The sequence below is a fragment of the Paenibacillus sp. CMAA1364 genome (assembly GCF_054373195.1).
This window is the reverse complement of the sequence record NZ_JBITNB010000001.1, coordinates 224778-239396: the sequence shown is the minus strand read 5'-3', so window position 1 is coordinate 239396 and position 14619 is coordinate 224778. Positions and strand designations below refer to the sequence as shown.

At 39.6% G+C, this 14619-nt stretch carries 19 protein-coding genes; all 19 read left to right on the top strand.

The window, feature by feature from the left end:
- The first annotated feature begins 72 nt into the window (after window positions 1-72).
- The 19 genes from der (at window position 73) to ACH8E3_RS01085 (ending at window position 14555) form a co-directional block, all read left to right on the top strand.
- Window positions 73-1395 (top strand): ribosome biogenesis GTPase Der, encoded by a 1323-nt coding sequence (gene der, locus ACH8E3_RS01175; RefSeq protein WP_458630747.1) that lies wholly within the window; start codon window positions 73-75, stop codon window positions 1393-1395.
- A gap of 11 nt (window positions 1396-1406) precedes the next feature.
- Window positions 1407-2033 (top strand): glycerol-3-phosphate 1-O-acyltransferase PlsY, encoded by a 627-nt coding sequence (gene plsY / locus ACH8E3_RS01170; RefSeq protein WP_458630746.1) that lies wholly within the window; start codon window positions 1407-1409, stop codon window positions 2031-2033.
- Complete coding sequence (locus ACH8E3_RS01165; RefSeq protein WP_458630745.1) at window positions 2026-3066, top strand: NAD(P)H-dependent glycerol-3-phosphate dehydrogenase; 1041 nt, start codon at window positions 2026-2028, stop codon at window positions 3064-3066. The genes plsY and ACH8E3_RS01165 overlap by 8 nt, the downstream gene beginning before the upstream one ends.
- A 67-nt stretch (window positions 3067-3133) precedes the next feature.
- Window positions 3134-3409 carry a stage VI sporulation protein F gene (locus tag ACH8E3_RS01160; protein ID WP_458630744.1) on the top strand — a complete coding sequence of 92 codons (276 nt, stop codon included), beginning with the start codon at window positions 3134-3136 and terminating at the stop codon, window positions 3407-3409.
- 155 nt (window positions 3410-3564) lie between these two features.
- The gene (locus tag ACH8E3_RS01155) at window positions 3565-3744 is read left to right on the top strand and encodes a DUF2768 family protein (protein ID WP_458630743.1); all 180 of its coding nucleotides are present in this window, start codon (window positions 3565-3567) and stop codon (window positions 3742-3744) included.
- 43 nt (window positions 3745-3787) lie between these two features.
- Window positions 3788-4090 (top strand): 2Fe-2S iron-sulfur cluster-binding protein, encoded by a 303-nt coding sequence (locus tag ACH8E3_RS01150; protein ID WP_458630742.1) that lies wholly within the window; start codon window positions 3788-3790, stop codon window positions 4088-4090.
- Between the two features lie 148 nt (window positions 4091-4238).
- The gene (locus ACH8E3_RS01145) at window positions 4239-4766 is read left to right on the top strand and encodes a hypothetical protein (RefSeq protein ID WP_458630741.1); all 528 of its coding nucleotides are present in this window, start codon (window positions 4239-4241) and stop codon (window positions 4764-4766) included.
- A 5-nt stretch (window positions 4767-4771) separates the two neighbouring features.
- On the top strand, window positions 4772-5128 hold the full coding sequence (locus ACH8E3_RS01140; protein ID WP_458630740.1) for a 2Fe-2S iron-sulfur cluster-binding protein: 357 nt from the start codon (window positions 4772-4774) through the stop codon (window positions 5126-5128).
- Window positions 5129-5169: 41 nt separating this feature from the next.
- Window positions 5170-5907, top strand: a complete 738-nt coding sequence (locus ACH8E3_RS01135; protein WP_458630739.1) for a hypothetical protein — start codon at window positions 5170-5172, stop codon at window positions 5905-5907.
- Between the two features lie 369 nt (window positions 5908-6276).
- Window positions 6277-7755, top strand: a complete 1479-nt coding sequence (gene spoIVA / locus ACH8E3_RS01130; protein ID WP_458630738.1) for a stage IV sporulation protein A — start codon at window positions 6277-6279, stop codon at window positions 7753-7755.
- Window positions 7756-8300: 545 nt separating this feature from the next.
- Entirely contained in the window at window positions 8301-8573 is a 273-nt protein-coding gene (locus ACH8E3_RS01125) for an HU family DNA-binding protein (protein WP_458630737.1), read from the top strand.
- Window positions 8574-8681: 108 nt separating this feature from the next.
- Window positions 8682-8909, top strand: coding sequence for a trp RNA-binding attenuation protein MtrB (gene mtrB / locus ACH8E3_RS01120; protein WP_458630736.1), 228 nt, complete (start codon window positions 8682-8684; stop codon window positions 8907-8909).
- Between the two features lie 99 nt (window positions 8910-9008).
- Window positions 9009-9554 carry a hypothetical protein gene (locus ACH8E3_RS01115; protein ID WP_458630735.1) on the top strand — a complete coding sequence of 182 codons (546 nt, stop codon included), beginning with the start codon at window positions 9009-9011 and terminating at the stop codon, window positions 9552-9554.
- Between the two features lie 172 nt (window positions 9555-9726).
- Window positions 9727-10476, top strand: coding sequence for a heptaprenyl diphosphate synthase component 1 (locus ACH8E3_RS01110; RefSeq protein ID WP_458630734.1), 750 nt, complete (start codon window positions 9727-9729; stop codon window positions 10474-10476).
- A 55-nt stretch (window positions 10477-10531) separates the two neighbouring features.
- Window positions 10532-11254 carry a demethylmenaquinone methyltransferase gene (locus ACH8E3_RS01105; RefSeq protein WP_458630898.1) on the top strand — a complete coding sequence of 241 codons (723 nt, stop codon included), beginning with the start codon at window positions 10532-10534 and terminating at the stop codon, window positions 11252-11254.
- Window positions 11247-12119, top strand: a complete 873-nt coding sequence (locus ACH8E3_RS01100) for a UbiA-like polyprenyltransferase (RefSeq protein ID WP_458630733.1) — start codon at window positions 11247-11249, stop codon at window positions 12117-12119. Before ACH8E3_RS01105 ends, ACH8E3_RS01100 begins: the two co-directional genes overlap by 8 nt.
- Window positions 12116-12718 carry a UbiX family flavin prenyltransferase gene (locus ACH8E3_RS01095; protein WP_458630732.1) on the top strand — a complete coding sequence of 201 codons (603 nt, stop codon included), beginning with the start codon at window positions 12116-12118 and terminating at the stop codon, window positions 12716-12718. Before ACH8E3_RS01100 ends, ACH8E3_RS01095 begins: the two co-directional genes overlap by 4 nt.
- Before the next feature lie 2 nt (window positions 12719-12720).
- On the top strand, window positions 12721-13584 hold the full coding sequence (locus ACH8E3_RS01090) for a menaquinone biosynthetic enzyme MqnA/MqnD family protein (RefSeq protein ID WP_458630897.1): 864 nt from the start codon (window positions 12721-12723) through the stop codon (window positions 13582-13584).
- Window positions 13584-14555 carry a polyprenyl synthetase family protein gene (locus ACH8E3_RS01085; protein WP_458630896.1) on the top strand — a complete coding sequence of 324 codons (972 nt, stop codon included), beginning with the start codon at window positions 13584-13586 and terminating at the stop codon, window positions 14553-14555. The genes ACH8E3_RS01090 and ACH8E3_RS01085 overlap by 1 nt, the downstream gene beginning before the upstream one ends.
- Window positions 14556-14619 lie beyond the last annotated feature (64 nt).

Below are 14619 nucleotides of genomic sequence, written 5' to 3'. Positions count from 1 at the left end.
ATATGGACGTTCGCCAAGTTTAGTGTTTTTTGCTATGATAATAATCGTAATGAGTGATAGGAGGAGTTAATAATGGCAAGACCTGTAGTTGCAATCGTAGGCAGACCTAACGTAGGTAAATCAACGATATTTAACAGACTAATAGGAGATCGTATGGCTATTGTAGAAGATAAGCCAGGGATTACACGTGATAGAATATATGGTGTTTCAGATTGGAATGGTAAAGGGTTCAGTGTAATTGACACTGGAGGTATCGACTTAGATGGTGATGATATGATGCTGAAATCGATCCGTATGCAAGCTGAGCTTGCGATTGAAGAAGCAGATGTTATCGTATTTATGTGTGATGCGAAGACGGGGATCACCCTTGCGGATGAAGAAGTTGCTCAGATCCTATTCAGATCTGGCAAACCTATTGTATTAGCGATTAATAAAGTTGATAATCTTAAAAAAATAGAAGACACCTATGAGTTCTATAGTCTTGGATTCGGTGATCCTATTGGTATCTCAGGAAGTCATGGTACGGGTATGGGAGATCTGTTAGATGCTATCGTAAATAATCTGCCAGAACTTGTGGAAGAAGAATATGATGATGATGTGATCAAAGTAGCCTTGATTGGTCGCCCGAACGTAGGGAAATCCTCGTTAGTAAATGCGATTCTAGGTGAGGAGCGCGTTATTGTAAGTGATGTTCCTGGTACGACTAGAGATGCCATTGATACACCGTTTGAGCGCGATGGACAGCGATATGTGATTATCGATACCGCGGGCATGCGCAAGCGTGGAAAGGTATATGAGAATACTGAGAAATATAGTGTGATGAGAGCTATGAAAGCGATTGAAAGAGCAGATGTGGTTCTAGTCGTTATCAATATTGAAGAAGGCATCATCGAACAAGACAAACATATTGCAGGTTATGCTTATGAGGCGGGTAAAGCTTCGGTATTTGTCGTAAATAAATATGATGCTGTTGAAAAAGACGATAAAACGATGAAGACATTTGAGACGAAGATCAGAGATCATTTCTTATTTATGACCTATGCTCCAGTTGTATTCTTATCCGCGAAGACCAAGCAACGTCTTCAGAAGTTATTACCTGTTGTTCAACATGTTGCACAACAGCATTCCCTACGTGTACAGACACATATCTTAAATGATGTTGTATCAGATGCAGTAGCTTCCAATGCACCACCAACAGACAAAGGTCGTAGATTACGTATCAACTATGCTACACAGGTTGCTACGAAGCCACCAACGTTTGTTATCTTTGCAAATGATCCTGATTTAATGCATTTCTCTTATGAACGATATTTAGAAAACAAAATTCGTGGAGCATTTAATTTTGAAGGGACGCCGATCCGGATATTTACTCGGCGTAAGTCTGATGAAAGTTAGGTGACCAGATAGTGTTAATGCCAATAATTGCACTCCTGTTAAGCTATCTATTGGGGTCTGTCAGCTTTAGCATGCTCCTGGCTAAGATACTTAAAGGAATTGATATTCGTCAATATGGAAGTGGGAATGCCGGGGCTACGAATACGCTGCGTATTCTGGGAAAAGGACCAGCTATACTGGTTCTATTGCTGGATGTAATGAAAGGAATTGCCGCTGTTTGGATGGGTAGATGGTTAGGTGCTGGTGAAGCATGGATTCCTGCTCTATGTGGTATCCTTGCTATCATTGGACATAACTGGCCTGTTTATTTCAATTTTCGTGGGGGCAAAGGTGTCGCGACAACGATTGGTGTTATGGCGACATTAAGTTTCTTACCAGCTCTGATTGCAGGAAGCATTGCTATCCTCTCGATTGTGATCACAAGATACGTTTCCCTTGGATCATTACTATTTGTAGCTCTTACGCCTATATGTCTGATCATTATAGGTGGATATCCTTTACCGACATTCTGGTGTAGTATCGTTATTACCATATTTGTGTTCTTTCGTCATCGAAGTAATATTGTGAAAATTGTTCAGCATCGTGAGAATAAGCTAGGGTCAGGATCAACAAGTAAAGGAGGAGGGCGTGTTGTCTAATAAGGTGACTGTTCTTGTTGCAGGAAGTTGGGGAACTTCGCTTGCAAGCGTACTTGCTGCAAATGACTTAGATGTTGTTCTATGGAGCCATAACGTATCACAAGTTCATGAATTGAATGAGTTACACACGAATCATAAGTATTTACCGGATATTATATTAGCCCCTAATATTACGGCTACAACGAGTATGAAGGATGCTGTGGAGAATTCCACAGCTATCGTAATCGTTGCACCATCCTCAGCGATGAGAGAAGTATCATCAGAACTGAAGAAGTATTGGAAGAAGGACATGCTAGTTATTCATGCGACCAAAGGTTTCGAATCAGAGACCCTCAAACGCATGTCATGCGTGATTGCTGAGGAGCTTGCATGTGATGAAGCTGATATTGTTGTATTGTCAGGCCCAAGTCATGCAGAAGAAGTGATTAATCAATGTCCAACGACAGTGGTTGTCGCTTCAATGAACAAAGCTAAAGCTGAAGCAGCACAGGATTTGTTCATGAATTCCTATTTCCGAGTATATACGAATCGAGATGTCATTGGCGTTGAACTGTCTGGGGCACTTAAGAATATTATTGCCTTAGGCGCGGGTATGTCAGATGGACTAGGATTTGGAGATAATGCAAAAGCAGCTCTGTTGACCCGGGGTCTTGCTGAAATTGCTCGGATTGGGGTAGAACTGGGTGCCAATCCACTGACCTTCTCTGGCCTTGCTGGTATTGGTGATCTTGTCGTTACGGCCACTAGTCAGCATAGTCGGAATTGGAGAGCTGGATCACTAATTGGTAAAGGCAATAATCTGGATGAAGTATTAGCCTCGATGGGGATGGTTGTCGAGGGGATTCGTACAACACAGGCTGCTCACAAACTATCCATTAAGCATGGTGTTCAGATGCCTATAACCGATCAGATTTATCAAGTCCTATTCGAAGGATTGGATGCTAGAGTTGCAGTAGAGACGTTGATGGGTCGTGACCCAAAAACGGAAATGGAGCGCATGCGTCAGGAAACTTGGGAGCAATGGCATACCTAAGTGATAATCACCTTTGAAGATCTATTTTCATATAATACTGTGAAAATGGAACTAGGAGGGATCACATTTGAGTAACAATATACCCAAAGATGCGTTAAATGCGATTAATAAAAAGACGGGCAAACATATTAGTGAGAATGAAGTAAAGAAACTTGCTAGCACTGTTAAGCCGTCAACGATGCAGAATGAAGTGCAATTACGACAGTTAATCAAACAAGTCTCTGCCATGGCCAATGTACCTGTAAGCGAAAGTACAATTAAGGACATTATCAGTGCTGTGAAGAAAAGTGGTATGAGTACTCAAAGTATGGAATCCTTGATGAAAATGATGATCAAGAAATAGTCTCTTTACGATTGATGTATATTGTGTTACTTTAGGAATCAAACACTGTGTGGTCATTGACTTCGCAGTGTTTTTCTTATGATTATACGAAATAAGACAAAATTCATGATATAATAGCGTAAATAAAATGGATAATGGATTGGAGATATTACAATATGGATGCAATGACAAAAATGTGGATATCCCTTATTGCAATTTTAATTATGGGCTGTTCCGTATTTTTAATTACATATGCTCGCAGTAAGACAAAAGGGTTCATCAGAATGTTATTATCTGTGATTGCGTTTGTATTAATGATTGTTGGATTTCTGGGTGGGTTGGTATCGTTAAGCTAGAAATAATAAGTAGTTATCATTTATCAGAATGGGTGAACTATATATGGCTTTGTCTTTGAAGCTTGCGGGAAGAACTGTAGTAAAGAACGTGGAGTTACATGTCGGAGAGACACTTCTTAAGCATGCGATTACCAATGGTGTCGACTGGCAACATATATGTACACGGGGAACTTGCGCGCGATGTCGTTGTTTCATTGAGGAAGGTTCAGAATATTTGGAGGAACCTACGAAGGCGGAGCATCAGCGTCTTGATCCTGAAGAATTCGATGAGGGCTATCGATTAGCTTGCCAAGCTATTGTAAAGAATGAGGGGCTAATATCTGCACGTAATAAGACTTATTTCTAAAAGTGCTATATCGCAAGTTTCTTATAAAAAGGAAGTGACAGCATTGAATCATCTCACATTGGACTTGAAAATCGCCTTAAAAAAGACAGCGAAATGCTTGCATTCAAAAAACAAACCATGGCTATTAGGTGGGAGTTGTAGTTTGACCTTGCAAGGTGTAGTAATCCCCTGTTCTCCTAGAGATATCGATTTATTTGCAGATGCTGATTCGGTGGTAATTCTACACGAAGCGCTATCTCAATGGGGTGTAGATGAACAAATATTGAATACCAGTGGGTTATATACATCCACGCTTAGTCATTATTCCATAAATAAAGCGCAGATTGAACTTGTTGGTAACTTCATGATCGCATCGAATAGCTTTCAATATAAGGTTGAAGTGGAAGATATGCTACGAAGAGGTGCACCTGAGATTGAATTAGAAGGTGTAAGGCTTAGCTTAACACCACTCAGTCATGAACTGATCTTTAATGTGCTTAGACAACGTGCAGATCGATATGAAGCTATTGCTACAACCATGAGAGACGAATTAAGGAATCATATTCCGCTACTAGAGCAATTAATAAGTAAGAATAATTTATCTGATGCTCAGATTGAATTGATAGCTACATTATTGGGAGCTCCAACAGTGCTATCTTATATGTCTACAGAAGGATACAAAAGAATAGAAAGGTGATCGCTGTGGATCCTGAAATCAGGTTTGAACCGATGGGGAAATCCATTAAAGTAAGACAGGGTATGAGTGTGTTAAATGCTGCTCGGAAGGCAGGAATTCATATTCCAACTCGATGTGGTGGCAAGGCAGGTTGTTTGATGTGCAAAATAATTGTGTCTGTTGAAGATGCCTATTCTCTCTCACCCATAGGAGATGTAGAACTCCGTAAATTAGGGTCATTAAGCAATCAAGGGATGCGTCTATCTTGTCAGGCATTGATTCAACTACCTGTTGTCGTACAAGTACCAGAAGATCGGCTGAAAGCCGCAATTCGCAAACAACTTGAAGCTGCAAAGCAGAATGATTCCGATACATTATGGTAAATTCGAAGTTCTATGGAAGAAGCTAGGGGGGAAGAAAGAAGATGAATAGGATTAGATATCAACCAATCTCAGTATTCAAAATAACATGTGTACTTATGATGCTCGTATGGGTGACTACAGGCTGTCTATCGCCAACACAGGAGACTTCAAGTCAACCATCCTATCATGAGAGTGTGAAAAGAATACAGTCTGCTGTGGATGATTACCAGAAGGAATTTGAAATATTACCCATTATTAATGCGGATCAAGGTACACCTAAATATGAGAAGTTTAGAGTGGATTTAGTGAAGTTGAAGGATTCTGGTTATATGGATGAAATCCCTAACACTGCATTTGAAAAAGGGGGAAATGCTTATTTCCTTATTATTAATGAAGAGACGGATCCGACTGTGAAAGTAATGGATTTAATGACTGTTCAGAAAGTAAACGATGTGCAGAGAGCCGTAGATCAGTATGCTAGAATTCATGCGAATGAGCTTCCGTTAGCAGAAGAGATTGCTCCAGAAATACACAACGTAGACCTAATGAAAGTTGGCATTGCAAGTACCAAAATCAACAGTGTGTATTCCAATAAGGAAATGGGATTTGTAATCGATAAAGAGGGTCAGGTATACGTCGATTATACATTTGATATTATGCAAGCTATTGATATGAGTGAACATAAACCCCAAGGGAATGAGGATCTAAGAGAATACCTTGTGAGCAGCTCCTACTTTGTTCCTGTTAAATCACTTAAGTATTCTTGGGTGGATGGTTCTCCACAAGCAAGTATGGAATAGCTACAGAAGATTCGTCTACATGACGAGTCTTTTTTTTATGAACATACATCGTAAGTAAACGTCATAAAGTGTTTAAGCAAAGCATATATCTGAGTGGGATAGAGAAATTAGTGTGAAGAGAGTTGTCCTTATTTATGAAATATAGGTCATATTGTTTTGTTAAGGTACATAATATGATACTAGTCCAAATGCCCGAATGAGTAACGCCGCATGGTTGATGATCTATATGGGGTTACAGTTAGTGGCGAACTATGAACGACATGAACATGGCGGCTCTTCTGTTACATAAGTAGAGTCCTGAAGATGGAACACGAAGTGGATGCTCATAGAGCATTTTTCCTTCGGAGTAATATGAGGAGGGGATCTCTCTTGGAAAAGGTAGATATTTTTAAGGACATTGCCGAGCGAACAGGTGGTGATATATACCTGGGGGTTGTCGGTGCGGTTCGCACAGGTAAATCAACATTCATCAAAAGATTTATGGAAATCATTGTGCTTCCGAACATGTCCAGCGAAGCCGAGCGAGTTCGGGCTATAGACGAACTTCCGCAAAGTGCAGCGGGTAAAACAATTATGACAACTGAACCAAAATTTGTCCCAAACAATGCTGTGCGAATTAATGTAACAGAGGGTTTGGATGTTAATGTAAGACTTGTAGATTGTGTGGGATATGCAGTTGAAGGTGCTAAAGGGTATGAAGATGAGAACGGTCCACGCATGATCTCAACGCCTTGGTTCGAAGAGCCAATCCCATTCCAGGAAGCTGCTGAGATCGGAACTAGAAAAGTGATTCAGGAGCACTCTACATTAGGTGTAGTTGTTACAACGGACGGTTCAATTGCTGAGATCGAAAGAAGTTCGTACGTGGAAGCAGAAGAACGAGTGATCGCGGAATTAAAAGAGGTTGGGAAGCCCTTCGTTCTTGTGATTAACTCTACTAAACCTCGTGGTGAAGAGGCACTTCAATTACGAAGTGAACTAGCCGAGAAGTATGATATTCCTGTTATAGCTTTAAGTGCAGCAACAATGACAGAGGATGATGTAACGGGTGTACTTCGTGAGGTGCTGTATGAATTCCCTGTTCATGAAGTGAATGTGAATCTTCCGAGCTGGGTTATGGTGTTAAATGATAAGCATTGGTTACGTAATAATTACGAGAATTCCGTGCGAGATACTGTGAAAGATATTCGTCGCTTACGCGATGTAGATCGTGTCGTATCTCAATTCATGGACTATGAATTTATTGATAGAGCAGCTCTAAGTGGGATGAATATGGGGCAAGGCGTTGCAGAGATTGATTTATATGCACCAGATGAAATGTATGATCAGATCCTCATGGAAGTGGTTGGAGTCGAAATACGAGGGAAAGATCATTTACTACAACTGATGCAGGAATTCTCTCATGCCAAACGTGAATATGATCGTTTTGCAGAAGCTTTAGAAATGGTGAAGACGACAGGGTATGGAATTGCTGCACCTTCATTAGCGGAAATGTCGTTAGATGAGCCTGAATTAATTAGACAAGGATCACGATTTGGTGTTCGTTTAAAAGCGACTGCACCATCTATTCATATGATTCGTGTGGATGTGGAATCTGAATTCTCGCCAATTATTGGAACAGAGAAGCAAAGTGAAGAACTTGTTCGCTACCTCATCCAAGACTTCGAGAATGATCCGATTAAGATATGGGATTCAGACATCTTCGGTAGATCTTTGCATTCCATTGTTCGCGAAGGGATACAAGGGAAGATCGCAATGATGCCAGATAATGCCCGTTATAAACTTCAAGAAACATTAGGAAGAATTATAAATGAGGGTTCAGGTGGACTAATTGCTATTATTTTATAACCATAAATAAAGGTATGAAAATAGAGGGGCTATGTGCAGGAATGAAACTCTGCATATGGCCCTTTCTGTCTTTCTTATCATTTAGCTGAATGTATATATATTCAGTAAGGTGTTAGTAAACTACATAATGATTAATGATGCGGTTATATAATTACAAGCTAATTAGTGCGTAGTATAAAGGACAGATTTAAGATAAAGTGAGATGGGATGGGTATTTTCCTGTAAAAAGTAAATGGATAATAATACAGGATGGTGAATGTCCATTATTATCAATAAATATATATAACTTGTATATGAATGTCTTCTCAAGTGTATGTAAAGGTGACAATTTACGTCGTTATCATGCATATTATTACTTCGAAATCTTTCTAAACGCTTGATATTATGGGTTCGCTGTATTAGTATAAATTTGTTCCGTGTTCATCGTGTGTGATTAACTAGAGCAATAATGTACCTCTATATATCTATTGTAAAGTATATTTTGCGACAAAACGGAAACAAAGAGTAATACTCGATCTCATTTCTTGCTGGGGAGGTGAATAGAAATGAATAAATCAGAATTGATTTCCCAAGTAGCTGAAATTTCAGAATTGACTAAGAAGGATGCTACAAAGGCAGTAGATGCTGTATTTGAGGCGATTTCCGTAGCTCTACAAAGTGGCGATAAAGTGCAACTAGTAGGATTCGGTAACTTTGAAGTGCGTGAGCGTTCTGCACGTAAGGGTCGTAACCCACAAACAGGTGAAGAAATCGAAATCGCTGCAAGCAAAATTCCTGCATTCAAACCAGGAAAGGCGCTTAAAGACGGAATTAAATAAGATTTCTCCAAAATCCATAGAACATTTGTATGTGATGTAAAGGAAGGTCGTGACGTATGTTCACGGCTTTTTCTTGTCTATTTGAATTAAATGGGGAGGGATACTTTAATGATAGAAACGAATAAAGATGACGATTATATCGTTATTAAAGCCAAAGAAAACGGTGTACAGGTTATTGGTCTTACTCGAGGACAAGATACTAAATTTCATCATACGGAGAAATTGGATAAAGGTGAAGTGTTGATTGCTCAATTCACAAGTCATACATCAGCCGTTAAAATCCGTGGTAAAGCGGAAGTATTAACTAAACACGGAAAAGTTGAGAGCGAGAGTTGAAAAAGCAGGCATAGCCTGCTTTTTTTGATTATACAATGAAGGAAGGACTCTTATCGTATAGGTTACGAAATGGAGCGCATGATGAGAGGGGTAAATCTGATGAATCGTTGGATTATATTCATGTGTACTTTACTGATTTGTATTTTGACATTGATATTTCTTCCTAAATTAATGGCAAATCGTTCATCTATTCTGACAACATCGATAGGGAATGTTTCCGTCTTTAATTCTCAACATACCGATCGGTTAAGTGATGACAATTTAGTAGACCGTCTGAGCGTGGTAGCTTTTACATTACCTATCAGAACCGTAGAATGGAGTAAGTCAATTCTGACGATGGATTTGAAAGTGGTACAATCCGATACGAATGCGACCGAGATATATCAGAATATGGCTGAGGCAATATCCTTTTGCTTTCAGGACACCTCGAATGTGGATCGATTGATGATTCGAATTGTGGCAGAGAACAAGTGGGTGAATAAAGATTATTTATTGTTAGCTGCAGATATTACTCGAGAGAATTGGAACGATGAGTTGACGAATGAACTTAAGGGTAATGGTGAGAAACTACTTAGAGAGCAATTGAAATTGAATTTCCACATAACGGAAACAAAACTTTGGCAGAATCAATTTCAACAACCTTGATCATGCGAAAAAGATCGAATTGCCACAGTGCGCGTAGAATTAACATGTGATATAATAATCGAGATTGTGAATGCATGAAGAATGTTCAAGTGCGTGTTCAATACGGCATAGGATGTAATCGGAATATGACCTATTGGATAAACTCTTAATGTTATTAGCTCGGAGGCTAACGATGAAATCTTACCGAATACCACAACTCGCAAGTAGCTATATCGAGTATGACATGATAGATCAAAATACGAATTTACCAAAATTTGCGGAAGCCCGTGTTTATTTATTATATATTTTTTTAAATAGGAGTACACGTGTATCTGATGAGTATATTGAACTTTACACACTGGTTACCTCTCTAATCCAAATGGGACTTGATACGCATGAGATGATTGATACAGATCCAGGCGCTCAAGCTGAACGAGATATGCGTTCTCGTCAGTTGAAAGTGTTAGCTGGTGATTATTATAGCAGTCGATTCTATCAGCTCCTATCTGATCAAGGTCAGATCGAAGTGATTACACAATTAAGTCAAGCCATCTGTCAATTGAATATGATGAAGATGAGTCTGTACAGTGCTATCCCATTGCATGGGGTAACACCAGAACAATATTTGGAGCGAAAAGTGCAGCTGAACATGCAGCTGTTTCTTTCATTTACACCAATGATGGATGATTCATTAGTAGATACTTGGAGAACATTGCTACAGGAGTTCAGTCTATGTGAAACGGTGATCAATGAACTACAGGCTGCAACGACACCATATGTATCCAATGAAATCTTAATGAATGTGTTGTGTGAAGCAGTGATAAGATTGCAACAGATGAAAGAAACGATGATAATGGACGAGCTGGCAAAAGATATTGGACACATATTGGAGCCAATCGAGTCCTTTTTGAATAATGCTAGAACAGTCGCTGGAAAGGGGTAAGGTGATGGGATTAGAGCACAATGGCTCTGGTGAACGCGCAGATCATCTTCTTGATATGAAGAATGATAAACCTAAGGAGCAATTCGTACAATCTGTTTTTGAGAGTATTGCAACGAAATATGACTTGATGAATGATATTCTAAGCTTTCGTAGACACAAAGCATGGCGTAAATTTGCTATGGCTAAAATGAATGTCCAGCCAGGTGAAACGGCAATAGATCTGTGTTGTGGCACATGTGATTGGACACTAAGTCTAGCTGAGGCAAGCGGAACAGGAGAAATCGTCGGGCTAGATTTCAGTCCAAGTATGCTTGAAGTTGGACGTGCAAAAATAAAGAAGAATCATAGAGAGAATACGATCTCTTTGTTTGAAGGAAACGCAATGAACCTTCCTTTCGAAGATCATAAATTTGACTACGCCACGATTGGATTTGGATTACGTAATGTGCCAGATCTCATTCAGGTGCTTCAAGAGATGAAACGTGTGGTGAAGCCAGGTGGGATGATCGTATGTCTCGAATTATCCAAACCAACATGGCAACCGTTCAAAAGCATTTATTATTTCTATTTCCAAAAAGTATTACCAAGCTTAGGTAAATTATTCGCATCTCGCTATGAGCAGTATAAATGGTTGCCGGATTCACTGGCGATATTTCCTGGTAGAGATGAACTTGTAGATATATTTAAGGATGTTGAGTTACAGCACGTCGAAGCTTTCCCACTAACTGGGGGCATAGCTGCGCTACATATAGGGATTAAGGAGAATTTGAATGTTTAAGAAGATTGGTGCCTATCTTGAAATGATCAAAATCGAACATACGCTGTTTACACTTCCTTTTGCATTCATGGGAGCTTTGTTGGGATCTGTTACTGTCCATGGAACACTACCTTCATGGGCACAGATTGGTTGGATTGTGCTAGCTCTATTTGGTGCTCGAAGTGCAGCATTTGGTCTGAACCGAATGATTGATCAGGTAATTGATAAGAAGAATCCCAGAACGGCTAATAGAGCCATTCCAGCGGGTATATTAAAAACGATGGAAGTATTATTGTTTACAATTGTATCTTTCATTATTTTATTCTGGGCTGCCTTTGAGCTGACACCGCTTTCCGTTAAATTATTACCAATTGCCGTGTTTATGCTTGTGATTTATTCCTATACCAAAAGGTTCACATGGCTCTGTCATGTTGTATTGGGATTAACGACTTCTCTTGCTGCACTTGGCGGATGGGTAGCAGTTACGAATAGTGTGGATTCTAGTGCATTCATATTTTATTTTACACTTTCGTTCTGGACAGCTGGCTTTGATATCATTTATGCGATTCAAGATTTGGAGTTCGATGTAAAAGAAGGCATTTATTCGATTCCCGCAAGGTTCGGTATTCATAAAGCGCTTGTGATTGCACGTGTATTTCATCTGCTTACTGCCATTGGATTTATCGGACTATATTTCACAACGTCATTACATATGTGGTATTTGATTGGAATTGTTATCTCTTGCGGCATATTAATATATGAGCATTTTATTTTATCGCCAAAAGATATGAGTAAGCTTCAAATTGCCTTTTTTACAATGAACAGTGTTCTAAGTATTGTTGTATTTGTCTTTACACTTGTTGACCTGGTGGTGTATACAACATGAATATCAAAGAGAACGACAGATGGATTGTTGGAATAACTGGAGCTAGTGGCTGTATTTATGGGATTCGATTAATTGAAATATTATTAGATAGTCAGGTGGATGTACATATTGTAATTTCTAACGCGGGTTGGCGAGTTCTTCATGAGGAACTAGGTTGGAGTATTGTGGATCGTGAAGCCATTCTTAAGGAGAAGTTCGATAGTTATGAAGGTTCCTACATTTATCATCCGATAGGAGATATTGGTGCTTCCATTGCGAGCGGTTCTTTCCAGGTGAAAGGAATGACTATTATTCCATGTTCCATGGGAACATTATCCGCTGTTGCGAATGGCTCCTCCGATAACTTGATCGCACGTGCGGCAGATGTCATGTTAAAAGAAGGACGCCCGTTAATATTAGTCCCACGGGAGACCCCATTGCACGCTATTCATTTGGAGAATATGCTGAAGCTTTCTAGGCTTGGTGTTCGCATGATTCCAGCGATGCCGGCTTTTTATTTCCATCCAGAAACGATGGACGACTTAATTCACTTCGTTGTGGGTAAAGTACTCGATAGTATGCAGATTCATCATCAACTATTTAAAAGATGGGAAGGATGATGATGACTTTACCTGACAATAATAAGACAATTATAGGTAAAATAGAATATACGAATGCTTGGCCTATCTTTTATTATTTCAATCCAGATGCATTACAAGGTCCTATAGAAATGATTACAGCCGTTCCTTCTTATTTGAATAAGGCCATGAGCGAAGGTAGGATTGAAATCGGAGCATTATCCTCATTTGCTTATGGTGAGTTATCAGATGAGTTGTATTTACTTCCTAATTTATCTGTAAGTGCGGATGGACCGGTACAATCGATCTTATTATTCTCTAAGGAACCACTAGAACAGATGATAGATGGGACTATTGCTGTGACGAATACCTCCGCTACATCGATTCATTTGCTTAAGATCATCATGAATAAATCATTAAAGGTTTCCCCCAATTATATTGAGATGGAACCCGATTTGACATCGATGATCGAAGTTGCTGATGCAGCACTCTTAATTGGAGATCAGGCCATTAAGGCTTCATGGATAGACCATGGGTTATATGTGACAGATCTAAGCGAGTATTGGAAGAAATGGACAGGATTTAGTATGACCTTCGCGGTCTGGGCCGTTCATCGTACAAAGGCTCAAAATAAGCCAGAGATCATTGCAGAAATCGTACACGCTTTTCAGGAAAGTAAGAGTCGCAGTCTAGCAGATCTGACACCTATTGTGTTGGAAGCAGAAGCTAATATTGGTGGAACTAAGCAATATTGGCAACGTTATTTCAAGAATTTATGTTACGATTATGGCGAACAACAAAGACGGGGCTTAGAACTCTATTTCCAGTACTCTTATGAGCTAGGGCTTATAGGGCATGAAGTACGTATGGAAATGTGGGAAGAGAATATGCGAATTCGGGTGAAATGATGAAGAGAATAGACATGTTTGGATTACTGAAAAAAGATATGGAATACATCGAGCAGGAGTTGTATCGCAGCATTAGTGGTGACGAACTACTTCACGAAACATCACTTCATCTTCTCAAAGCGGGTGGCAAAAGACTTCGTCCTGTCTTTGTATTATTGGGCGGGAAATTTGGAGAATACAATATTGAGAAGTTGATGCATGTGGCCGTTCCACTAGAACTCATCCATATGGCTTCTCTCGTTCATGATGATGTCATAGATGATGCAGATACCCGGCGTGGCCAATTAACGGTCAAATCAAAATGGGATAACAAAATTGCGATGTATACAGGTGATTTCATTTATGCGAGAGCGATGGAGATGGTCACACAACTTCCTAATCCCAAGATACATCAGATCCTCTCCAAAGCTTTGGTGGAGATGTCTATTGGAGAGATGGAACAAATTCGAGATTTCTTTAATACGGGACAAAGTGTAAGACGTTATATGTTACGTATTCGTCGAAAAACAGCTTTGTTGATTGCTGTAAGTTGTCAGCTTGGCGCGGTTGCCGCAGAGGCAGATGCTAAAGTTAGCTCGCTATTATACCGATATGGATATTATGTGGGGATGGCTTTTCAAATACAAGATGATTTACTTGATCTGTGTGGAACTGAGAAGCAAATTGGCAAACCGCCAGGAAGTGATATTCGTCAAGGTAATATAACTTTACCGGTCATTTATGCGTTAGAGGATCTCAAGGTAAGGGAATTATTGCTGGAAGAATTAGCACACATCCGTCAACTGAATGATGAATGTGATGTAACACATGCAATCACGCTTATCAAACAGAGCTCAGGAATTGTTAGAGCGGAGAAATTAGCTACGCGTTATATTGCTAAGGCTCTCGATGTGCTAGATGAGCTACCAGATATCAAAACAAAGAAAAATTTGAAAGATATTGCTCACTTTGTAACGAGAAGATCGTATTAAGGGCGCACCACTTATGCAATGAAGATGTACAGCGTACATAAATAGTGGAAACGGAGAGTGATAC